Source organism: Enterococcus sp. DIV2371 (assembly GCF_050498525.1).
GTDB classification, from domain to species: domain Bacteria; phylum Bacillota; class Bacilli; order Lactobacillales; family Enterococcaceae; genus Enterococcus_B; species Enterococcus_B mangumiae.
The window spans coordinates 2,455,157-2,479,929 of the sequence record NZ_JBIPAJ010000001.1 but is presented as its reverse complement, the minus strand read 5'-3'; the positions used below and the strand labels follow the sequence as shown (position 1 = coordinate 2,479,929).

14 protein-coding genes and 1 pseudogene are annotated in these 24,773 nt (G+C 39.2%); 13 read left to right on the top strand and 2 right to left on the bottom strand.

Annotated features, from left to right (window positions below):
- Window positions 1-24 precede the first annotated feature (24 nt).
- The 3 genes from IGL24_RS11515 (at window position 25) to IGL24_RS11505 (ending at window position 3,812) form a co-directional block, all read left to right on the top strand.
- Window positions 25-1,614, top strand: a complete 1,590-nt coding sequence (locus IGL24_RS11515) for a type I restriction-modification system subunit M (protein WP_207700162.1) — start codon at window positions 25-27, stop codon at window positions 1,612-1,614.
- On the top strand, window positions 1,614-2,813 hold the full coding sequence (locus IGL24_RS11510) for a restriction endonuclease subunit S (RefSeq protein WP_207115528.1): 1,200 nt from the start codon (window positions 1,614-1,616) through the stop codon (window positions 2,811-2,813). Before IGL24_RS11515 ends, IGL24_RS11510 begins: the two co-directional genes overlap by 1 nt.
- A gap of 90 nt (window positions 2,814-2,903) precedes the next feature.
- The gene (locus IGL24_RS11505) at window positions 2,904-3,812 is read left to right on the top strand and encodes a site-specific integrase (protein ID WP_066026636.1); all 909 of its coding nucleotides are present in this window, start codon (window positions 2,904-2,906) and stop codon (window positions 3,810-3,812) included.
- 24 nt (window positions 3,813-3,836) lie between these two features.
- Here the strand turns inward: IGL24_RS11505 and IGL24_RS11500 are convergent.
- A pseudogene (locus IGL24_RS11500) lies at window positions 3,837-5,036 on the bottom strand (restriction endonuclease subunit S); the annotation flags it as partial.
- A gap of 98 nt (window positions 5,037-5,134) precedes the next feature.
- Between IGL24_RS11500 and IGL24_RS11495 the strand changes: the two are divergent.
- Window positions 5,135-6,151 carry a hypothetical protein gene (locus IGL24_RS11495; protein ID WP_207115526.1) on the top strand — a complete coding sequence of 339 codons (1,017 nt, stop codon included), beginning with the start codon at window positions 5,135-5,137 and terminating at the stop codon, window positions 6,149-6,151.
- Window positions 6,123-6,311: a hypothetical protein gene (locus IGL24_RS11490; RefSeq protein WP_207115525.1), complete on the top strand. Its 189-nt coding sequence runs from the start codon at window positions 6,123-6,125 to the stop codon at window positions 6,309-6,311. The genes IGL24_RS11495 and IGL24_RS11490 overlap by 29 nt, the downstream gene beginning before the upstream one ends.
- A 284-nt stretch (window positions 6,312-6,595) precedes the next feature.
- Here the strand turns inward: IGL24_RS11490 and IGL24_RS11485 are convergent, their stop codons facing one another.
- Window positions 6,596-7,588, bottom strand: coding sequence for a LacI family DNA-binding transcriptional regulator (locus tag IGL24_RS11485; RefSeq protein ID WP_207115524.1), 993 nt, complete (start codon window positions 7,586-7,588; stop codon window positions 6,596-6,598).
- A gap of 182 nt (window positions 7,589-7,770) precedes the next feature.
- On the opposite strand from IGL24_RS11485, the gene IGL24_RS11480 reads away from it, so the two are divergent.
- The 8 genes from IGL24_RS11480 (at window position 7,771) to IGL24_RS11445 (ending at window position 24,525) form a co-directional block, all read left to right on the top strand.
- Window positions 7,771-9,090 carry an ABC transporter substrate-binding protein gene (locus IGL24_RS11480; protein ID WP_207115523.1) on the top strand — a complete coding sequence of 440 codons (1,320 nt, stop codon included), beginning with the start codon at window positions 7,771-7,773 and terminating at the stop codon, window positions 9,088-9,090.
- Window positions 9,090-9,965 carry a carbohydrate ABC transporter permease gene (locus IGL24_RS11475; RefSeq protein WP_242542537.1) on the top strand — a complete coding sequence of 292 codons (876 nt, stop codon included), beginning with the start codon at window positions 9,090-9,092 and terminating at the stop codon, window positions 9,963-9,965. The genes IGL24_RS11480 and IGL24_RS11475 overlap by 1 nt, the downstream gene beginning before the upstream one ends.
- Window positions 9,952-10,788: a carbohydrate ABC transporter permease gene (locus IGL24_RS11470; RefSeq protein WP_207115522.1), complete on the top strand. Its 837-nt coding sequence runs from the start codon at window positions 9,952-9,954 to the stop codon at window positions 10,786-10,788. The genes IGL24_RS11475 and IGL24_RS11470 overlap by 14 nt, the downstream gene beginning before the upstream one ends.
- 12 nt (window positions 10,789-10,800) lie before the next feature.
- Window positions 10,801-12,312 (top strand): alpha-amylase family glycosyl hydrolase, encoded by a 1,512-nt coding sequence (locus IGL24_RS11465; protein ID WP_207115521.1) that lies wholly within the window; start codon window positions 10,801-10,803, stop codon window positions 12,310-12,312.
- A gap of 50 nt (window positions 12,313-12,362) precedes the next feature.
- Window positions 12,363-13,214 (top strand): DUF1861 family protein, encoded by an 852-nt coding sequence (locus IGL24_RS11460; protein ID WP_429968453.1) that lies wholly within the window; start codon window positions 12,363-12,365, stop codon window positions 13,212-13,214.
- 12 nt (window positions 13,215-13,226) lie between these two features.
- Window positions 13,227-14,294: a BtaManbiosPhlase gene (locus IGL24_RS11455; RefSeq protein ID WP_207115519.1), complete on the top strand. Its 1,068-nt coding sequence runs from the start codon at window positions 13,227-13,229 to the stop codon at window positions 14,292-14,294.
- Window positions 14,291-16,009 carry a phospho-sugar mutase gene (locus IGL24_RS11450; RefSeq protein ID WP_207115518.1) on the top strand — a complete coding sequence of 573 codons (1,719 nt, stop codon included), beginning with the start codon at window positions 14,291-14,293 and terminating at the stop codon, window positions 16,007-16,009. Before IGL24_RS11455 ends, IGL24_RS11450 begins: the two co-directional genes overlap by 4 nt.
- Window positions 16,010-16,875: 866 nt before the next feature.
- Window positions 16,876-24,525, top strand: coding sequence for an isopeptide-forming domain-containing fimbrial protein (locus IGL24_RS11445; RefSeq protein WP_207115517.1), 7,650 nt, complete (start codon window positions 16,876-16,878; stop codon window positions 24,523-24,525).
- The last annotated feature ends 248 nt before the right edge of the window (window positions 24,526-24,773 follow it).

Here is a 24,773-nt window from a genome sequence, read left to right as displayed (position 1 = left end):
GAATAGAAAGAGGTCAAAAGAATCATGGCTTTATCTACAGAACAACAAAATAAGATGTGGGCGATGCTCAATCAAACACGAGGACAAATTGGTTTAACAGCATATAAGGATTATATTTTTGGACTTCTATTTTATAAATATCTTTCTGAGAAAGCTAAAAATTGGCTAAAGGATGTTTTACGTGGAGAAACATGGGAAAGTATTTATGCACAAGATCCAGTTAAAAGTTTGGACTACATGAAAAAAAATCTTGGTTACGCGATACAACCAGGTAATTTCTTTTCTGATTGGAAAAAAGCGATTGATGAAGATCAGTTTAGTATCGGACTAATGACAGAGACATTTGGGCATTTTAATCAGCAAATTGCTTTTGCTGCAAAAGGTGACTTTGAAGGTGTTTTTGACGGAATGCGTTTTGACAGTGCAGACTTAGGTGCCAATGCGCAAGCTAGAGCAAGTGTAATGATTTCAATGATTGAATTGTTATCTTCTCCTGAATTTGATTTATCAGGTGGCGATGATGCGATGTCCGATATATATGAATATTTGGTAAAACAATTTGCTACAGTCTTAGCATCTGATATGGGGCAATATTATACACCAAAAGAAATATCTGAAATCATGGCTCGGATTTTAACGTATGGTAGAGAAAATGAAGAACGTTTCTCTATATATGATCCAACAGTCGGGTCAGCTTCTTTACTTTTGACGACTGCTAGTTATATGAAAAATTCACATAAACGTGGCATGATCAAATACTATGGTCAAGAAAAAGATGCAACACCTTACCGTTTAGCTAGAATGAACTTGATGATGCATGGGGTCGAATATAATGATATCAGTATAAATCATGCAGACACACTAGAAAGTGACTGGCCAGATGGTGTGGTTGAGGGAAAGGATAATCCTCGAATGTTTGATGCAGTGATGGCTAATCCACCGTATTCAGCTCACTGGAACAGTAAAGACCGTGAAGATGATCCTCGTTGGCGTGAGTACGGAGTTGCGCCAAAAACAAAGGCAGATTATGCCTTCTTACTACACTGTTTATATCATTTAGAAGATAATGGACGAATGGCAATCATTTTACCGCATGGTGTTTTATTTAGAGGTGCAGCCGAAGGTAGAATTCGTAAAGCGCTAATTGATAAACATCAAATTGAAGCGGTTATCGGATTTCCTGATAAGCTATTTTTAAATACCTCTATTCCCGTTTGTGTTTTAATCTTGAGAAAAAATCGTACGGAGTCAGATGTATTGTTTATAGATGCAAGTAAAGAATTTGAGAAGTTGAAAAATCAAAAACGATTACGTTCAGAAGATGTGGATAAAATTGTTGACACAGTAGTTCATCGCAAAGAAATTGAAAAGTATTCGCACTTAGCTACGCTAGATGAAATCAAAGAGAATGAGTACAACCTGAATATCCCACGTTATGTCGATACTTTTGAAGAAGAAGAGCCAATCGATATTGTTGAAGTTAGTAAAGAGATCATTAAATTAAACGCTGAAATAAACCAAGTAGAATCAGAATTTTTATCGATGTTGAATGAATTAGCAGTTACTCCTGATACGAAAGATTTGATTGAAGCAGCAAAAGGAGTGTTTGAATAATGAGTAAGAAAAATGTTCCAATGCTTCGGTTTGAAGGGTTTAGTGATGCTTGGGAACAGCGTAAGTTGGGAACTTGTGTAAAATTTTTGAATGGTAAAGCATATAAACAACAGGAATTACTTGATGTTGGTAAATATAGAGTCTTAAGAGTTGGTAACTTCAATACTAATGACAAGTGGTATTATTCAAATCTAGAACTTGATGAAAACAAATATGCTAATTCAGGAGACCTATTATATCTTTGGGCTACTAGTTTTGGGCCTGAAATTTGGAATGAAGAAAAAGTAATCTATCATTATCATATATGGAAACTCGAAGTTACTGATAATTCGATTGATAAACACTATTTATATACATGGTTACTTACTGATAAAGAAAGAATAAAACAAAGTACTAATGGTTCCACAATGATCCATATTACTAAGGGAAATATGGAGGAAAGGGAATTTAAATTTCCAGTTGATATAACAGAACAAAAAAAAATCGGTTCATTTTTTCAGAAACTTGACGACACTCTCGCTCTTCATCAACGTAAGTTAGAGCAACTGAAGCGATTAAAGCAAGGTTTTTTACAGGTTTTATTTGCGAATGAAACAAACGTTCCAAAGATGCGTTTTGCTGGTTTTACCGAGGAATGGGAACAGCGTAAGGTTGTTCAAATTGCAAAAGACACTTATGGTGGAGGTACACCTAAAACTAGTATAAAAAAATTTTGGAATGGTGATATTCCATGGATTCAAAGTAGTGATTTAGAAACAAATAGGTTGTTCAATGTTTCTCCAAAAAAAAGGATTACAGACGAAGCTGTTCAAAAGTCTGCCACAAAAATTATTCCTTCAAATTCAATTGCGATAGTAACACGTGTAGGGGTTGGAAAATTAGCGCTGATGTCTTTTGAGTATGCTACTAGTCAAGATTTTTTATCACTTTCAGAGCTACAAGTTGATCCATATTTTGGAATTTATTCTTTATATACAATGCTCCAAAAAGATTTGAACAACATCCAAGGTACATCTATTAAAGGAATGACTAAATCAGATTTATTAGTAAAAAAACTAACGGTTCCTAAAAGTATTGAAGAGCAAGAGAAGATAGGCATCTTCTTCAAACAACTCGACGACACCCTCGCTCTTAATCAAAATAAACTCTCTCAACTGAAAAATCTAAAAAAAGCACTCCTTCAATCAATGTTTATCTAAAAAATTACCTTCCCAAATATACTAAACTTCCTAATAATTAAAGAGTAACATCAAAATTATTAGGAGGTTATTCTATTGAAAAAAAGAAAAATGCAGTTGTTTTACAAATATTTTGAAGAATGGATTGAATTATATAAAGTTGGCTCAATTCGTTCCATTACCTTAGAAAAATACTACATGAGTTTACAATGGGTCACTAAATTAGCTCCGGATATGCGAGTTTGTGATTTGGATAGAAGAAGCTATCAAAGCTTATTAAATGCATATGCAGAAGATCACGAGAAGCAAACTACGATGGATTTTCATCATCAAATAAAAGGGGCTATTTTAGATGCAGTGGATGAAGGTATTTTATCCCAAAATCCTACTCGGAAAATTATCATAAAAGGGAAAGCACCTAAAGAGAAAAAGCCAAAGTTTTTAAATCAACATGAGATTCAGTTATTGTTGAGAGAATTAGATTTAAGACAAGAATTAAATTGGGATTGGTTTATCTTATTGGTAACAAAAACTGGTTTACGATTTTCTGAAGCATTGGCTCTTACACCTGAGGATTTTGATTTTTTTAATCAGAAGATACTTATTACTAAAACATGGAATTATCGCAAGTCTACAGGAGAATTTCAACCAACTAAAAATAGTTCTTCCATTCGAAAAATACAGATGGATTGGCAATTAGCTATGCAATTTTCACAATTAGTAAAAGACTTAGACCCAGAGAAACCAATTTTTGTTAAGAAGCGGGTGTTTAATTCAACGATAAATAACCGACTAAAGATATTATGTACAAATGCAAACATTCCTGTGATCACTATTCATTCTCTAAGACATACACATGCCTCTCTATTGTTATTTGCAGGTGTTTCGATCGCAAGTGTAGCTAAAAGATTAGGACATTCTAGCATGACCACAACCCAAGAAACATATTTGCATATTATTCAAGAACTAGAAAATCAAGACAATGATAAGATTATGCGACATTTATCTTCTCTTGTATAATAAAAAAGGCGCGGGGCGCCTTTTTTATATAAACATTTTTTGTAGGAATGCTTTTTTTAGATTTTTTAATTGAGAAATTTTATTTTGGTGAAGAGTGATAGTATTGTCAAGGTGATTGAAGAAAGTACCGATTTTTTGTTGTTCTTTCATTCGATTTGGAAATGAGACATTAGTTTTTTGTAGATTTCCTTTGCTGATTGCCGATACTTTAGATCCTTGCATTAATCTTAAAAGTTGTCTGTGATAAATGTCTGAGTTTATATAATATCCCCAAAAAAAAGGAACTTTTTCTCCTTTAGCTCTTGCAACTATAGTATGGAGCCCTGATACAAGATTCTCATTGGTAATTCCACTAACTTCGACAGCTTTTCCTACACTTTCATCTTCAGCTGCATCTGCAAAAATTAAATCTTGATTCTCTAATAAATTAGATATATATTTTTCTAGCTCTCCTCCAGTAATATATGGAATCTCAGCTTTTTTAACATTCAGAATAGTAGAATATTTAATTAAAATATCTCCGTAGTGAATATTCATAATCTCTCCACTATCATAATTTAACATTGCCCGTGATAGTGAATTAGTAGATACAGGAAAATTAAAGCAGTCGTTAAACTTACGCTGTTCCCATTCCTCGGTAAAACCAGCAAAACGCACCCTCGGAACAGTTGCTTCCTTCGCAAATAAAACCTGTAAAAATCCTTGCTTTAGTCGCTTCAGTAGCTCTAACTTACGTTGATGAAGAGCAAGAGTATAGTCCAATTGCTCAAAAAAAACCCCTAGTTTATTTTGTTCATCCAGAGTAGGAACTTTTATGTTTGTATCAATAATATTCTTATTATACAACCGTTTAATTGTACTCCCCTCTAAACCTTGCCATTTAACAATTGAATAAAATTGCTGTAAAAATTTATTATCTAAGTGACCATTATGTTTTAACCAAACTATATTACTATCTTGAAAATACTCATCTTCTCCTTGATATACTACAGTTCTACCAATGCTTCCCGAAGCAGAAATCAATATATCTCCAACTTCAGGATACGGATATTTCGACTTATATTCTTCAAATAGTTCTCGAGATATAAAAGCATCAGGATAACTTCCAAAAGTCCCAATTTTAAAAAATGGAACTTCTCCATTTTCCGAAGTTTGATCTTTAAAAATTCGTTTATTCATTGCGACAGAACCTAAGTCCCCCAACTTACGCTGTTCCCAATCATCCTATACCATCAAAACACCCCACTTTCTCAAAAAATTCCTTAGATCATGCTACAATATAACTAAGTATATTTATAATCATAAGGCGGTGAAATTAACCAGTGAATGATTTTGAAATCAATCTGCCCACAACTACTGAGTTATCAATTAATGTAACAAATAAAGAATTATACAATTATGATTTTAGTTCGTATTCACTTCTTCCTCTACAAGAGGCTGTTGGTTTATCTATTATTAAGAGTATTAAAAATGAACTATTTAGCCATATATCAGAAGCTAAGTTACTAAAACAACTTTTAGAAAAGGGAGAGACAGAATATGTAGCGAACTTTTCTGATTTAGCAAAGAAAAAATTAACTTCAGGAGAATGGTCATTAGGAATACGTAAAAAAACCGGAGAAACATATGCTATCATCAAGGATACTTTGACGGGTAGAACGAAGAGTACGGTAACATTGGATGAACGAACGGTAAGAAAGCTAGGAAATTTACCAGAGCTTTCTGCAATTCAAGGGCAATTAGCAGCTATAACAGAGAAGATTGAGGATTTAAATAGGCTCGTTGAGCGTGTGGAGCAAGGGCAATATAATGATCGCTTCTCAGGATTCCACAGTGCTAGGCAACTTGTGATTGAAGGGCTTGTTTCGCACGATAGCGAGTTGAAGAAGGAACTTTTGATTTCTGCGATTAAAACTAATAATGATACAATCGCAAAATTAATGTTTGCTATTTATCAAGATGCTCATGATTTTACTAATATCAAAATAAAATCGAAAGACGCGAAAAGAATTGAACGATTGCTTCAACAATCTATTGGCTATTTAAACTCGGCTGTGCAACTGAATTTAGTTGCGTATAGTGCTGTAGCAGAGGATCAGGCATTATTAGCGACATTGTCAAATTACCATTCCTTCATCGAGCAGACCCTATTAAAAAAACTTGATGATTCGGGGCATACATTAGCATGGAAAATTGATAATGCGCATCAAGGTGATTCAGGATGTGTAAATGAAATCATGACGGATATTTCAACTAAGATAGATGTATTGGTTCATGAGATTCAAGGATATGAAATTGGAGGAAAGAGTAATGAAAAACTCACAACTGAAACTTTGTAAAGTACCTGGATGCAAAAAAGAAATATATGTAAATAAATCTTTATTTTGTGGAGAGCATGAACGGAAATTTAGAGAATATCGCAAGACAGCAAAGAAAAGTGCTTTAGGATTGAGTGTAATAGTGTTAGGTTTTATTGCTAATGTTAAGAAAAAAAGTTAAAAAAAGATAACTATGGCAAGAATTATAGTTTGTTTCTAATTACGGGGTGTTTATAAAAGAAAAAGAATCACATTCATTCGTTTAGCTATGAATAATGATTAATTTACAGTTTATCTCAATTGAGTCATAGCGGATAAAGTAAGTATGACGATTTGTTGAATAAATAATAAATGGGTAAGGATAATAGTTAGAAGATAGTGATTAAAAAGATGTAACATATCTTATTTAATGATGAAAGAATGAAAAAGCACTGGGACACCTCGTTGGCGTTCCAGTGCTTTTTTCTACTCCTCATCAACCCTCACCGACCCCCAAATATTCAACTCCGGTACGATCTGTTGGTGGATGATCGGCTCATCTGGATGATTGATGCGGTGTAACAAGGTTCGGATGGCGAGTTGGCCCATGAATTCCAAGTTGGTGGCAACGTTGGTCAAGCGTGGCACCGCCATACGTGTGAATTCTGTTTCGTCAAAACAAATGATACTGATGTCTTCTGGTATCGTATAGCCAGCGGATTGGAGATAGCTGTTGAGCATGAAGGCTAATCCTGAATTGACACAAAACCAAGCGTCGGGCATTTGCTCGATGCTTTTTAAGCGACTGAACAAAGCGCCTTGGGATTCTTCGATTTCGGTGATCTCGATTTCTGGCTCTCGTGAAATGCCGTGTTCTGCTAAGGCGCGATGGTAGCCGCGGTAGCGTTCGAGATAGCTTGGCGAAAAGGAGGTATCTCCGATGAATCCGATTCGTTTCATGCCGTTAGCAATGAGTAATGAAATGGCTTGGAACGTGCCGTCGGTATTTTTGGACAATATGGCATCCGCGAGTAATTCGGGATCGTGATGATCGATCAGCGTGACGGGGATTCCTGTAGCAATCACTTGTTTTATGTAGTCATTGTTACTATGAGAAAGTACTAAAATACCGTCATATTCATTGATGTGTTCTGGTAGGATCATTTGTTTTAGCGTTTCATCGGTTAAGGTATACGTGTCTAATTTGATATGTGCTTGTTGTGCGGCAGATTCTGCGCTTTTTACGATTTCGCCGAAGAAACTTGTTTGAGAAAATGCAAATTCGGTTGCCATCAAAAGAAACCTCATCGTGGTGTCTTCTGTGACGGTTTGGTAACGATAGCCTAGTTCGTTGGCTTTATTTTTTACTAATTGTTTGGTTTGTTGGCTGACACCTGGTTTGTTTCGGAGTGCTTGCGAAACGGAATTTTTAGAGATTCCTAGTGCATCAGCGATGTCTTGCATCGAAGCTTTTTTCATAAGTTCACCTAATTTCTCGTAATGTTTATATTGATTATAACATAGTACATCTAAAATAATCACCTAAAAAGATTACAAATGTAACTTTGTAATGTTAATTACGTAATGTTGACAACCGTAATTACAGATGGTATGATTGTCGCAGTTATAAGAAACCGTTTACAAACCAAGGAGGAAGATTCATGAAGATGAAGAAAATATTTTTGGGACTTACGACTGTATTAGCAGGAACTGTTTTACTTGCAGGCTGTGGCAATCAAACGACGAGTGGGGATTCTGGCTCAGAGGATGGGAAAACAAAAATTACTTTTTGGGCGGCACCTAATCCGACTCAGCTGAGATATTGGCAAGAAATGGCGACAGAATTTGAGGCGCAAAATGATGAAATCACTGTTGAAGTGACTCAGATGAAAGAAAGTCCATCTTCTGAAGCGACGATCCAAAGTGCGATTGCATCGAATACGGCGCCAACGTTGTCTGAAAATGTGAATCGTAGTTTTGCGGCGCAATTGGCTGCTAGTGAAGCGATTTTACCGTTGAATCAACATAGTGAATTTGATTCGATCGTGGAAGCGAGACACATGGGTAAGACGATTGAGAGCTGGAAGTTTTCTGATGATAGTCAATATGTATTACCGGTGTATTCAAATCCGATTTTATTTGGTTGGCGAATCGATTTGTTAGAAGAACTTGGCTTTTCTGAGGTTCCAAAAACGTATTCTGAGTTGTTAGAGGTTGTAGAGAAGGTTCAGGAAACAGATAAAGCTTTATGGGCGAAAAGAGACTTGGCTGATCCGACAGCTTGGATGCGTTGGTTTGACTTCTTCCCGTTGTACAATGCGGCAAGTGAAGGTGGTAGTTTTGTAGAGGATGGGAAGTTTTCTGCGGATGAGGCTGCAATGACGGATGTGTTTGAGTTGATGAGTGAATTAGCAGATGCGAATGTTTTGCGAACAGGTGAAGCGACGGATCCGTTTGAAAATGGGGATAGTATCATGACTGACTTAGGTCCATGGACGTTCCCGAATTGGGATGAGAAATATCCTGAGTTGACGTTTGGTGAAAACTATACAGTAACTACGCCGGTTGTGCCGGATGCGTTAGCAGATGTTGAAGAGGTGTCAACGTATGCAGATGCGAAAGGGATCGTAATGTACGCGCAAGCAACTGAAGAAGAACAAGCAGCTGCGATGGCTTTCTTAGAATTTGTTTATTCTGATGATAATCATGACATGAAGCTACTAGAGATGACGTCATTGATTCCGGCGAGAGATGATGCGAAAGAAAATGAAATATTTGCTGCATACTTTGAAGAAAATCCAGCGATGAAAGTATACGCAGAAAATGTACCGTTTGCTGTACCGGCAATGGATAATGAAAAATTCAATGAAATCCAACAATCGTTTGGGGAACAAGCTTGGGTTCCAGTAATTCGTGGAGAAAAGGATGCGAAGACTGCAACAGAAGACGCCAAATCAGCGGTTGAAGGGGCGCTTCAATAATGAACAAAAATACAAAGTTGGGCTGGTTATTTACCAGTCCATACCTGATTTTTACTGTGATTTTCTTTTTATTGCCGCTTTTTTGGTCGTTTTGGCTGGCACTGACGAGTTGGAATATGATTTCGCCAACGGTTGAATTTGTTGGGTTCAAAAATTTTATCGATGCGTTTCATAGTCCGGCGATTCGAGCGGCGTTTGTGGTGACCTATAAATTTCTACTTGTGTTTGTTCCGATGGCATTGATTTTATCGATGATGATCGCGCTGTTAGTGAATAGTTTGCCTAAGTTTAAAGGCTTGTACATGGTTGCCTTCTTTTTACCTTATCTTTCGAGTGGGGTCGTGACTTCATTGATCGTGAAAGGATTGCTTTCATATAATGGTCCTTTTAATACGTTTTTACGTACGAGAATGGGCTGGGATATTGATTGGTTAGGGAATCCTCAGACGTCGATTTTTATTGTTTCACTGATGATTGCTTGGAAGATGTCTGGCTATTATGGATTGATTTTGATTTCTGGTTTGGGAAATATCAATAAAGAAGTCTATGAGGCTGCGGCGATCGATGGAGCAAGTGCGTGGACGCGTTTTTGGAAGATCACGTTCCCGATGCTTTATCCGGCATTTTTCACGGTGACCGTTCTTGCTGTGGGAATTAGTTTTGGGATCTTTACGGAAGTGTATCAACTGACTGGTGGGGGGCCGAATTTTGCTACGAATACGTGGCAAATGGAGATCTACAATCAAGCGTTTGTCAATCTACGTTCAGGGTATGCTTCAGCGGTTGCGTTGATGGCTTCTGTCGTGACGTTTGCTTCGATCGGTGTGATTCGTAAACTATTAGAAAAGTGGGGGGAGAAAAATGGTTGGTCATAAACGGACAAAAGGTAAAAATGCGGTTCTTTATGTTGTAACGACGCTCGTGATGTTGATCATGACGTTTCCTTTTGTGTACTTAGTTATGCATTCTTTTGCAGCTTGGGATCAAGTGGATCGTCGCATTTTCCCGACAGAGTATAGTTTACGTTCTTGGACTTGGCTCTTCGGTGGTTCACCGACTTCTGCGGATGTTCCGTGGTTTGGGGCGTTTATCAATACGACGATCGTGGCGACAATAGCGACTGTTTTAATGATGTTGTTTGCATTGATGGTCGGTTATGCGTTGGCAAAGATCGAGTTTAAAGGAAAAAAATTAGTGAACAATTTTATTCTTTTCCAAATGTTTTTTCCGGCAATCATTTTACTGATCCCGCAGTTTTTAATGGTGACGAGAGTGGGCTTGCTGGATTCTTATGCGGGAATGATCATTCCTACAGCAATCAGTTTATGGGCGATTTTTATGTATACAAACTTTTTCAAGGCGATTCCTAATACACTGATTGAAGCGGCAAAGCTGGATGGTGCCACGGAGATGCAAGTTTTGTTCAAAGTCGTTTTACCGATGTCTAAATCGATTACGACAGTGATTTTCTTGTTCTTGTTTACCGACCGTTGGACGAATTTATTGTGGGATATGATCGTGTCGAAAAGTGATAGCACAGTGACACTGAATGTTTTGATTTCGCAAATGTTTGGCCCCTATGGCACATTTCCGGGACCGATGTATGCGGCGTCAGTATTGTTGACTTTACCATTGATCGTTTTGTTTTTGATTTTTTCAAAACGATTCCAAGATGGTATGCAATTTACATTGAAGTAAGAGGGCTAAACGATGTGGTGGAAAAATGCAGTTTTTTACGAAATCTATCTCGCTTCTTTTGCGGATAGTAATGGCGACGGGATCGGGGATATTGATGGTGTCCGAGAGAAGTTGCCTTATTTAAAAGAAGCGGGCATCGATGCTTTGTGGCTCACGCCGTTTTATCCTTCGCCAAGGGTCGATAATGGGTATGACGTTTCAGATTATTGTGCAGTTGATCCGCAATATGGATGTTTGGAAAATTTTCAATCGCTTTTGGAAGAAGCGCATGCGTTATCGATCAAAGTGATTATTGATGTGGTTTTCAATCACACATCAACGGCACATCCGTGGTTTATTGAATCCAGTGCGAGTCTGGAGAGTGCGAAACGTGATTGGTATATTTGGCGGAATCAACCGACTAATTGGGAAAGTTTTTTTGGTGGCAGTGCTTGGAAACTGGATCAACGGACGAATCAGTATTATTATCACAGTTTTGCAGAAGAACAGGCAGACCTGAACTGGCGGAATCCTGAAGTGAAGCAGGCGATTTATGATGTCTTGTCTTTTTGGTTGGCAATCGGTGTGGATGGGTTTCGTTTTGATGTGATCAATAATCTAACGGTGAGTGATACCTTTGCGGATAATCCAATCGATGCGGATGGCAAACAGGTGCATCTTTATGATGTCAATCAACCTGGCGTGATGGCAGTGCTTAAAGAAATGAATCAATGGCTCAAAACAGTCGATCCAGATATTTTTACCGTGGCTGAGATCAGTTCGGATCAATTATCAGTGATTTCTAGTTATGTGGAAGAGGCAGGATTTGATACGGCATTCAACTTTAATTTAGGGAGTATTGAAGATTTGGATTTGAAGCTATTGACGCATGAATTCCAAGAGATGAATGCACGCAACTATCTCCCTACTTTATTTTTCAATAGTCACGATATGAGCCGGTCATGGAATCGATTGGCACGAGAAGATCGTGGGACGTATGAATTGTTATCCGTCTTTCTATTGATCAATCGTGGCGTGCCCTTCTTATTCCAAGGGGAGGAACAAGGCGTCGGGGATTATCTTCCATCGCATATTTCAGAGATTCGTGATATCCAAGCGAAGAATAAATATCATGAACAATGTCTATTTGTAGAGACGCAACAGGCACTTTTATTTGCTAACGAAGTGAATCGCGACCGCTCACGGGGGATGATTCCTTGGGGAGCGAGTCAACAAACTGGGTGGATCGGGTCGAGTCCGATAAATCCAGAAGGGGAATTGATTTCTTCTGTCTATCAAGAATTGATTCGGTTGCGTAAAGCGGAGGGGCCTTTTCAAGTAGTGACGAATATTCAGTTGGAAAATGGATGTATCCGCTATCAAGTCAAGCATTTATCTGTGCTACTGAATTTTAGCGATTCGTCTGTAAAACAGAATATTTCAGAAAAAGTTCAAACGATTTATGGCAAAGGTGTGCTGAGCGAAGATCGTCAATGGGTCCAAGTGCCGCCAAAAAGCTGTTGGATTGGAAAGGAAGAGCAATGATCAAAATAAAAAACTTAATTGAAGACTATCGAAAAAGTAAATTTGAGCAAATGAAAAAAGCGGAATTTTTGACATTTACTGGTGTGGGGACGAAGGATGTCTACAACATTACCGCTCCATTTGAGTTAGCAGGAGAAGTGGTGCTAGCTGGGCGTGTAGAAGCTAGAGAGAGCGAGCATTCAACTGTTTACTTGTTTAGAGAAACAGCTAAAAATACATGGGCAAAGATTTCTGATGGCATCCAATTGCCGCTACAAGATCCTTTTTATACGGTGATTGATGGGCAAGTGATTTTAGGCGGAGTGGAAGTCATTTTCTTGCCAGAAGGTCAGGCACAATGGCGGACTATTTTTTATCGTTTAGAAGATACAGCAACTGCCCACCAATTGTTTGAAGGTCCGTGGGGAATGAAAGACTTACGGTTGAAGCAATTGGCCACTGGCGAAATCTTGGTCATGACACGTCCACAAGGAGAAAAAGGCGGTCGTGGCAAGATTGGGGCTTGTGTGATCGATCATTTGGCTGATTTATCGATCAAAAAAATCGAAGAAGCGCCATTATTAGCAAACCAATTTTCTGATGAAGAGTGGGGCGGTGCGAATGAAATTTTTGAGATCGATGGCAAGATTTGGGTCTTAGGTCATATTGCCAATTTTGATGAGCAAGGCGATCGTCATTATTATGCGATGCGTTTTTCTTTTGATCGCAGTACGCATGAGATGAAGCATGCGCGCATCATTGCCGAAAGAAAAGATTTTGCTAAAGGGCCAACGAAACGACCGGATCTTGTGGATGTGGTCTTTAGCGGTGGCTTGCACCTGATTTCTGAACAGGCGGTTTTATATGCTGGGATCAGTGATGCTGGCGCACAAAAATTAGAAATTGAAAATCCATTTAAGTAGAGGTAAGTGAAGATGAAAATAGAACGTTTTAAAGAAAATCCATTGATTACACCTGAAGATATCAAACCGTTACATGACGGATATGAAGTGATTGGTGCGTTCAATGGGGGAGTTGCTTATTACCAAGGGGAAGTCTTACTCTTGTTGAGAGTTGCAGAGCGACCGATCTCGGAAGATCCAAAGGTGATCAAAGCGCCTGTTTATGATCCAGTGACCCAAACAATGGAAATCTTATCTTTTGATCGTGAGGATGACAGCTATGACTTTGAAGACCCACGAATGATCCGTAAAAAAGATCAGTTAGATCGTTTTGAATATTTAACTTCTTTGTCTTACATTCGGATTGCGCGCAGTAAAGATGGTCATCATTTTACGATCGACGAAGAAGCGTTTTTGTATCCGTTTAATGAATATCAAACTTATGGTATAGAAGATGCGCGTTGTACACAAATTGGTGATACCTACTACGTCAATTTTAGTTCGGTTTCTCCGATGGGTGTTTGTGATTCTTTAGTTTCAACAAAAGATTTCAGATCCTATCAAGATCTAGGGAATATTTTTGCGCCAGAAAATAAAGATGTGTTGATTTTTCCCGAACAAATCAATGGGAAGTACTATGCGTTGCATCGCCCATCCTTAAAAAGTATCGGAAATTATGACATCTGGATTGCTTCTTCACCCGATTTATTGAGTTGGGGAAATCATCATCATTTATTAGGTGTTCGAGAAAATACATGGGATAGCGGTCGGATCGGTGGCGGGCTAGTGCCTATCAAAACAGAGCAAGGCTGGTTGATCATTTACCATGGAGCGACTGCGCAACATCGCTACTGTATGGGAGCTGCGCTCTTGGATTTAGAAGATCCAACGAAAGTGCTTGCCAGAAGTCATCAGCCGATTATGGAGCCAGAAGCAGAGTATGAAAAGAATGGTTTCTTTGGAGATGTGGTCTTTGGTTGTGGGGCATTACTTGAGGGCGATCAATTGACGATGTATTACGGTGTCGCTGATACGTCAATGGCTGGTTGCACGCTTTCAATCAAGGAGATTTTAGATCAAATGAAAGAGGAACATGCATGACTTGGCAACAAAAATACCAAGAATGGCTTAATGAACCCTCTTTAGATGAAGCGATGAAAGAGCAGTTGGCTGCTCTTTCTGATCCGCTAGAAATCGAAGATCGCTTTTATCAGTACTTGACCTTTGGCACAGGTGGGATGCGAGGGGAACTCGGAGTCGGCACGAATCGGCTGAATGTTTATACGATCAAGCGAGTTGCTTTTGGTTTAGCTACTTACATTCTTGAAACAAATGCGGCGAATCAAGGAGTAGTGATTGCATTTGATAATCGTCATGGTTCAAAGGAATTTGCGGAATGGACGGCGCGTGTATTGGCAAGCCAAGGGATCAAAGTTTACTTATCCGATTGCTTACGTCCGACACCACAATTGTCTTTTCTTGTACGTCACTATCAAGCATATGCAGGAGTGATGATCACGGCTAGCCACAATCCGAAACAATACAATGGCTTCAAAGTTTATGGGCCAGATGGTGGACAAATCACTTTAGAAACAGCAGAGAGACTGACGGAACTTTTAGAAAATGGCCCGAATGAATTAGTGATTGAAGCAGATTCCTTAGCTGTATATAGAGAGGATCAGCTGATCCAGCTTTTTGGCGAAGAAGTTGATACTCTTTACTTGGAACAGTTGACAGCAGTCATTCAAAGTAAAGAAAAGATCCAACGATTTGGTTCTCAACTTAACTTGATCTACACGCCGTTACATGGGGCAGGCAATCGCCTTATGCAAAAAGCATTTAAGCAAATCGGTTTCTCTAACTTGCAGATCATCAAAGAGCAAGCTTTACCTGATCCGGATTTTTCAACGGTAGCGTCGCCTAATCCAGAAGATAAAGAGGCGTTTGCGTTGGCACTCACTGAAGCAAAAAAACAGGATGCACAGTTGATATTAGCAACAGACCCAGATGCAGATCGTTTAGGTGTCGTTGTCTTGAAAGACGGAGAACCGTATTTTCTTACAGGCAATCAAATCGGGGCACTCTTGTTGGATTACTTGATTCGAATGAAACAGCAAAATCAAGAATCGTTGGTGAACTACTTTATCGCTAAAACGATCGTCACTTCAGAATTAGGTTCAAAAATTGCGCAAGCACATGGGATAGAAACACGAAATACGTTGACAGGATTTAAATTCATCGGGGAACAGATCCAGCAATCAGAAGAACAGCATGGGAAAGAGTTTCTGTTTGGGTATGAAGAGAGCTATGGCTATTTGATCGCACCTTTTGTGAGAGACAAAGATGCGATCCAAGCAGCAGTACTATTAGCAGAAGCCGCACTTGATCAGCAACTATTGGGACAAGATCTAATCGACCGCTTGAATGTGCTTTATGAGGAATACGGTTACTATCAAGAATATTTGGAAACACAGGTTTTTTCTGGAAAAGATGGTATTTCACAGATGAATCGACGATTGGATCGTCTGAGGGCGCAATCCTTCTCACATTTGGGGGAGTTTAAGCTAGCGTGTACAGAAGATTATGCACGTTCACTAAGAACCACGCCAGATCAACAATCGACCCTCATTGAGCTACCTACTTCTAACGTGTTGAAATATATATTTACCGATGGTTCATGGCTATGCCTACGACCATCAGGCACAGAACCGAAGTTTAAGATCTACTACTCAGTGAAAGATACAAACCAAGCTTCTGCACAAGCAAAATTGCTTCGATTACAGAAGGGATTTCAGCAACTAGTGGATATTTTATAAATAATACGAAAAGCCAGGTTACACTTCTGAACGGAAGAGTCGCTTGGTTTTTTTGTAGAAAGAATGAACATACTAAAACATAACGTTATCAGCATGGAAACCTTACGTTCATAAAATTAATGGACAATTAGAAAAGAGAGAGCTTTTCTAATTTATTATAAATTGTTATCTAATGACTAGGTATTTTAGTCCTGTTTATTTTTTATTTTGTTATTGTAAATCAGAATTAAATGTGTATATATTTGTTTTTTTATCTTTTATATCCAATAATATAATCCTTTTTTTGAATAGTAATACAAAATGGATTGATTGATGGAGAATAATACTATTAATAACTTATCTAATAATTTTAGCTAGACAGATGCTTCGGTTTGTCTAAAATCAAGACGAATCTAATTCTTTGTTTTGACTGACATAACAATCTATCGTTTTATTCATAACGTTATGAGGTGATAAAATTGGAGATTCGATTGATTAAATCGGAAAAATTACCATTTTTTCCTATAAAATAGGCGTTTTTGAACGTTTTATATTTAGAAATTTCTGACTTTTTTCTTTCTTCAAGCAAATGATTGCACTCTTTCTTTTACTAAAAAAAAGTGGTGTTAGCAAAAAGTCGTTCGCTTATTAGGCAGTTTGTACAGTAGCTTTTTTTACATATATATAGGAAGAAAGTTCTATTTTTAAAACATAAAATAGCATATTAGTTGTTAACTACTCTCTTTTTTTTACTAAATTATTTGTTTTATTGCCATATAAATAAGGTTCGTAATTTTATATATGAGAAAATACTCATCTTCCAAACCGTTTCTTTTGTGTTATTGAAACAACGATTATATAGTGGGTGGAAGGAGGTTATTTTAAAAATGAAAAAAGTGTATAGAGTTCCATTGAATTATTTAGCTGTTGTTATGTTGTTGGTAGCTAATCTGTTGCCTGTTACGAGTGTGTTTGCAGAAGGCGTAGCACCGCCTAAAGAAAATGTGTTTGACTCTGAAAGGCTTTATGTCAAAGCAGATACTGAAACAAATGCAGAAAATCAGCAATTAGTAGATGTTCATTATGAGGTGACGAACAAAAGTACGACACCCATCAACCAGTTGATCATTCATCAAAAAAATGAAAACGATACACCTGTTAAATTTGATGAGCAAACACTAAAAAATGAACAGAAGGTAGTTGAATCGACTGATCCAATCGTATCGTTTGAAAAGATGGAAAAAGAAAAGGGGACGCAATTACGAATTGCTACGCTTCAACCAAATGAAACAAGAAAACTTTCCATTACCGGGGAACAAACGAATCGATCTGAGACTCAACTATTGGTGGAAATCAAAGAAGCAGAAAACAAATTAGGTGAGGTCAAGCTCAACTTTCCCAGAAAAGAATTTGCCCCAACGAGTAGTACCTCAATACCCATACAAGAATCTACCGCACAATCAGAACCATCAGAATCATCAATATCCAATCAACCGATCCAAGAATCAACCAAAGAAACCACGTCAGAACCAGAATCGACTGTGCAAACAGAAGAAACAAAAACAGAAGAGTCACAGTCAACAAGTGAAGAAGCAGAGGACCCCGACCCTGGAGTACCTCAGGCAGCTATGCCTCAAGGCCCTCGACTTGCACCAACACCAGGACGAGGCTTTGATAAACCAATCTATAATAGTGTGCACAAAGGAGAACTTTTTTCTACAGGAAATACTAATTTAAAAATTCTCGATGAAAAAGAGTATCGAGCAAATATTTTTTTAAATACTAGAGCTGCTAGTAGCGTCTATGCAATCAATAACTTTATATTAGAATTTGCGGATGTGGATGGCGACCCGACAACTTATAATTCTAGTCGCGCATATATTGATCTAGATGGTGCGAAAGAGATTGCCTGGGCGGGATTGTTTTGGAGTTCTTCCCGTTATAAAGGCCCTGCTGGAGTAAACCTTACAGATGAAGAAATCAGCGCACCAGTCAAATTTACTACGCCAAATGGTACATCACAAAGAGTAGCACCACAAAGATATCATCGGATTGACCAAGATGCGACGAACCCAGGACAAGGTTTCGGCTATAACAATACAGGTTTTTCAAATTACGCGGATGTTACTTCGATCATTCAAGGAGATAAAAGCGCAACTGGTGGGTACACTTTAGCCGATATTCCGATGACTAATAGTTTAAATGGAAAATATCAATCTTATAATTTCAGTGGTTGGAGTTTATTCATTGTAACAAAAGATCAAGCAAAGCATTCTCGAGCATTTAATGTTTACTATGGTGCTAGAGGGAATAAAGCTGGAACTAATAATGAGTTTGTTATGAAAGATTTTGTTACAGCCAAACAAGGGAAACTAGAACCAATTGTCACTTGGTTTACTGTACAAGGGGATAAATATTTTACTGGTGATAATGCGCAAATCAAAAATAGTGCAGGGAATTTTGTTAATATCATCAATACGATCAATCCAGCTGGAAATGTCATGAACGCCACAGTTTCGGATAATGATCAGCATATGGTTGACAAGTATCCAGGCCAATTCAATCCAGGACATCCGAACTTTTTAGATATCGATATCGATCGTCTCTCGCTACCCGAAGGACTGATCCGAAATGGCCAAAATCAAATCAGTTTCCGAACTACTAGTACAGGAGATGACTATTCTACCAATGCGATTGGTTTCTCTGTCAATGCTGAAATTCCTGAGCTAGAAATCAAAAAAGAAATCATGAATCCTAAAGAGACCTACAAAATCGGCGATACAGTTACGTATCGTGTGCATGTGAAAAACACAAAGGAAAATTCAGAAGCTGTCAATACATTGTCTAAAGACGTGTTAGATAGCCGTTTGGATTATGTTCCTGGCTCTTTGTCAGTCGTTAGTGGGCCAAATGCTGGTAAAAAAACAGATGCCTCTGGCGATGATCAAGCGGAATATACGTCAGCTAACCGAACAATGACTGTTCGTGTTGGTGAAGGCGCTAATGCAACCAACGGCGGTAGCTACAAAGGAACGACTGCTGAAACAGTGTATGAATTCCAAGCGAAAATCAATAATACAGCCGTTGCCGAGCAATTGATCCCTAATCGCGCAACTGTGCAAGGAACAGATGCAGCAACGAATACAGCACTTGAGAATCAATCAAATGTTGTTGAAGTAAAAGTAGAAAAAGAAGAGTTGCCAGGAAAGCTTGAAAGTACAAAAACAGTCAATAATCAATCACCGAAAATTGGCGAAGAAATCGACTATACGATCAACTTTAAGAATACGGTAGAAAATGGTGCTCTAAATCAAGTCACGATCACGGATAGTTTACCTAAAGGCTTGACGTATGTGGAAAACAGCATCGCAAGTAGCGGCAATGAACCTAAACCAACGTCACTGACTGTTGAAAATGGAAAAATAACTGCTGTATATCCAAGAATCGCTGATACAGCTACACGATCCATTACGTTTAAAGTACGTGTAAATGAAGAAGCTGTTGCAGGACAAGCAATCATCAATAAAGCAATCGTTGACGATGGCGAAAATCCACCAATTGAACCAGAAGTTCCTGTCACACCTGTAGAAACACCAGGAGAATTAGAAAGTACGAAAATAGTGAATAACCAATCGCCAAAACTTGGCGAGGAAATCGAATACCGCATCACGTTCCGCAATAAAATAACTAACGGCGTTTTAAACAAAGTGACGGTAACGGATACTTTACCAAAAGGCTTGACGTATGTAGAAGGCAGCTTAACGAGTCAAGGGGACGATCCCCAGCCAACAAATCTAACTGCTAAAGACGGTACAATCACCGCTGAATATGGCAAGATCAGCGATATGAAAACCCGCACGATCATCTTTAGAGTAAAGGTCAATGAGCAAGCGAAAGTTGGCGAAACGATCGTCAATAAAGCGACGATCGATGATGGCACGAATCCGCCAGATGAACCAGAAACGCCGGTGACACCGGAAGAAACACCAGGTGTATTGGAAAGCAACAAGTCAGTGAATGATCAATCACCAAAACTAGGAGATGAGATCGAATATCGTATTACGTTCCGTAATAAAGTCACAAATGGTGTCTTGAAACAAGTCACGATCAAAGATACTTTACCAAAAGGTTTAACGTATATCGAAGGTAGTTTGACCAGTGAGGGCGATGATCCGAAACCGACAAATCTAAGTTATGAAGACGGTACGATCACTGCTGAATATGGCAAAATCAGTGATACGAAAACCCGTACGATCGTCTTTAGAGTAAAAGTCAATGAGCAAGCGAAGATTGGCGAAACGATCGTCAATAAAGCAACGATCGATGACGGTACGAATCCGCCAGATGAACCAGAAACGCCGGTGACACCGGAAGAAACACCAGGTGTATTGGAAAGCACGAAAATAGTGAATCATCAATCACCAAGAATCGGTGAGGAAATCGAATACCATATCACGTTCCGCAATAAAATCCAAAATGGCGTCTTGAAGCAAGTCACGGTAACCGATAACTTACCTAAAGGATTGACGTATGTCGAAGGTAGTTTGACCAGCGAAGGGGACGATCCGCAACCGACGAAGTTAGTGATGGAAAACGGAAAACTGATAGCAGAGTATGGCAAGATTTCTGATACGAAGTCTCGTACGATCATGTTTAGAGTAAAAGTAAACGAAGAAGCGAAGGTCGGTGAAACGATCGTCAATAAAGCAACGATCGATGATGGCACGAACCCACCGGATGAGCCGGAAATCCCTGTCACACCGGAAGAAACACCAGGAGAATTAGAAAGTACGAAAACAGTCAATAACCAATCGCCAAAAATCGGTGATGAAATCGAGTACCGTATCACCTTCCGTAATAAGATCCAAAATGGCGTCTTGAAGCAAGTCGCAGTGACAGATAACTTGCCTAAGGGATTGACGTATGTTGAAGGTAGCTTAAAAAATGAAGGCGACGATCCGCAACCGACGAGTCTAGAGTATAAAGACGGGACGATCACGGCAAAATATGGCAAGATCAGTGATACAAAAATCCGCACGATCATCTTTAGAGTGACAGTCAATGAGCAAGCAAAAGTTGGTGAAACAATCATCAATAAAGCAACACTCGATGATGGTACGAATCCGCCAGACGAACCAGAAACGCCAGTCACACCAGTAGTAACACCTGGACAATTAGAAGTAACGAAAACAGTCAATCATCAATCGCCAAAAATTGGTGACGAAATCGAATACCGTATCAGTTTCCGTAACAAAGTCACTAACGGAGTGATCGACCGAGTGACGATTACTGATACGTTGCCAAAAGGCTTGACGTATGTCGAAGGTAGTTTGACAAGTGAAGGTGCGGATCCGCAACCAACGAGTTTAGGTATAGAAAATGGAGTAATAACCGCGGAATATAGTAAGATCTCAGACACTACTGTGCGTTCGCTTGTCTTTAGAGTCAAAGTCAATGAAGAAGCGAAAGTTGGCGAGCCAATCGTCAATAAAGCAACAATCGATGATCATATCAATCCGCCAGACGAACCAGAAACACCAGTGACTCCAGTGGAAACGCCAGGTGAGTTAGAAAGTACGAAATCGGTCAATCACCAATCACCAAAAATCGGTGACGAAATCGAGTATCGGATCAACTTCCGTAATAAAGTAACGAACGGTGTGCTGAAACAAGTGACGGTAACGGATAACTTGCCGAAAGGGTTAACGTATGTCGAAGGTAGTTTGACTAGCGAAGGGGACGATCCACAACCGACAAATCTAAGTTACAAAGACGGTACGATCATCGCAGAATATGGCAAGATCAGTGATACAAAAATTCGTTCGATCGCCTTTCGAGTGACAGTCAATGAAGAAGCTAAAACAGGTGAAACGATTGTCAATAAAGCAACGCTCGATGATGGCACGAATCCGCCAGATGAACCAGAAACACCAGTGACCCCAGTGGAAACGCCAGGTGTCTTAGAAAGTACAAAAGTAGTGAATGACCAATCACCGAAGCTGGGGGATGAAATCGAATACCGTATCAGTTTCCGTAACAAAGTAACGAACGGTGTCCTAAAACAAGTGACGGTGACGGACGAATTGCCAAAAGGCTTGACCTATGTTGAAGGCAGTCTGAAAAGTGAAGGGGATGACCCACAACCAACAAGCTTATCTATGGAAAATGGCCAAATGGTTGCTGAATACAAAGGAATTACCGATACAAAAGTTCGCTCGATCGTCTTTCGAGTGAAAGTCAATGAAGAAGCAAAAGTCGGTGAAACAATCGTCAATAAAGCGAAAATCGACGATCATATCAATCCGCCCGACGAACCAGAGATTCCAGTGACCCCAGAAGAAACACCTGGAGAACTGGAAACAACCAAAATAGTGAATAACCAAGCACCAAAACTAGGTGAGGAAATCGAATACCGCATCACGTTCCGTAATAAAGTGACGAACGGTGTCTTGAATCAAGTAACGGTAACGGATAACTTGCCAAAAGGCTTGACGTATGTTGACGGTAGCCTGAAAAGCGAGGGAGACCAGCCGGAACCGACAAGTCTAACATACAAAGACGGTACGATCACTGCCGAATATGGCAAGATCAATGATACAAAAGTTCGCACAATCGTCTTTCGAGTAACAGTCAACGAAGAAGCTAAAATTGGTGAACCGATCATCAATAAAGCAAAAATCGATGACCATATCAATCCGCCAGATGAACCAGAAATCCCAGTGATCCCAGAAGAAACACCGGGGGAACTGGAAACAACGAAAATAGTGAATAACCAATCACCAAAACTTGGTGAGGAACTCGAATACCGTATCACGTTCCGTAATAAAGTGACGAACGGTGTCTTGAATCAAGTAACAGTAACCGATAACTTGCCAAAAGGCTTGACGTATGTCGAAGGTAGCTTGACGAGTGAAGGTGATGATCCAAAACCAACCAGTCTAGACTACAAAGACGGTACGATCACTGCCGAATACGGCAAGATCAATGATACAAAAGTTCGCACGATCGTCTTTCGAGTGAAAGTCAACGAAGAAGCGAAAGTTGGCGAAACAATCGTCAATAAAGCGAAAATCGATGACCATATCAATCCACCGGATGAACCAGAAATCCCAGTGATTCCAGAAGAAACACCGGGGGAACTGGAAACAACGAAAATAGTGAATAACCAAGCACCAAAAATTGGGGAGGAAATCGAATACCGCATCACGTTCCGTAATAAAGTGACGAATGGTGTCTTGAACCAAGTGACAGTAACCGATAAGTTGCCTAAAGGGTTAACCTATGTGGAAGGTAGCCTGAAAAGTGAGGGAGACCAGCCGGAACCGACAAGTCTAACTTACAAAGATGGCACGATCACCGCCGAGTATGGCAAGATCAACGACACAAAAGTTCGCACGATCATCTTTAAAGTCAAAGTGAATAACGAAGCTGTGTCAGGAAAAGAAATCTTGAATATTGCGACAGTCGATGATCATGTGACGCCGCCAGATGAACCGGAAGTACCAGTTATTCCGGAAAGTCCAGAAGGAAAGTTGGCAAGTGAAAAAACAGTCAACAAGAAAACAGTCAAAATCGGTGAAGAGCTAGAATACCGCATCAGTTTCCACAACACGATAGAAAACGGCGTCTTGAACCGAGTGACAGTGACCGATAAGCTACCAAAAGGTTTGACGTATGTCGAAGGAAGTTTGACTAGCGAAGGGGACGATCCAAAACCAACAAGTTTAGACTACAAAGATGGCACGATCACCGCCGAGTATGGCAAGATCAACGACACAAAAGTTCGCACGATCATCTTTAAAGTCAAAGTGAATAACGAAGCTGTATCAGGAAAAGAGATCTTGAACATCGCGACAGTGGATGATCATGTGACACCGCCAGATGAACCAGAAGTACCAGTCATTCCGGAAGATCCAGATAAACCACAAACTTTAGATGGTAAACTTGTAAGTGAAAAAACAGTCAACAAGAAAAGAGCCAAAATCGGTGAAGAGCTAGAATACCGCATCAGTTTCCACAACACGATAGAAAACGGCGTCTTGAACCGAGTGACAGTGACTGATAAGTTACCAAAAGGCTTGACGTATGTCGAAGGAAGTTTGACTAGCGAAGGGGACGATCCAAAACCAACAAGTTTGACTGCAAAAGATGGCACGATCACCGCCGAATATGGCAAGATCAACGACACAAAAGTTCGAACGATCGTCTTTAAAGTCAAAGTGAATAACGAAGCTGTGTCAGGAAAAGAAATCTTGAACATCGCGACAGTGGATGATCACGTGACACCGCCAGATGAACCAGAAGTACCAGTCATTCCGGAAGATCCAGATAAACCGAATAAGCCAGACGTGCCAGTTGTACCAGGAAAAGACGTGCCTGATCGACCAGAGCCGAGAAAACCCACTCCAAAGGAAAAGGAGACAAGAAAGTCATTCCTACCTAAAACGGGAGAAGTTGTTTCTTATACACTGATTGCTCTAGGGGGGATCTTGGTAGTAGTTGTGCTGGTCATAGCAGTAAAGAAAAGAAAACAATAATATCGCTAAATGATAAAAACTGAATAACTAAACTGTATTTAATTTGTAACAGACGAACTTAGATTATTTGTTTCACTATCTTTTATCGATCACAAATTTAGTAGAGATAGTCCTCCAAATCGTTGTAAAGCATTATTTGGAGGGCTATTTTTGCTAGATATCTCGAGGCTATCAGAGTTTAAAAGAAAGAAGGGGTAACGATGTCAAGTTCAAAAATTGCGCTAAATTATGAAAAAATATGGACTGCG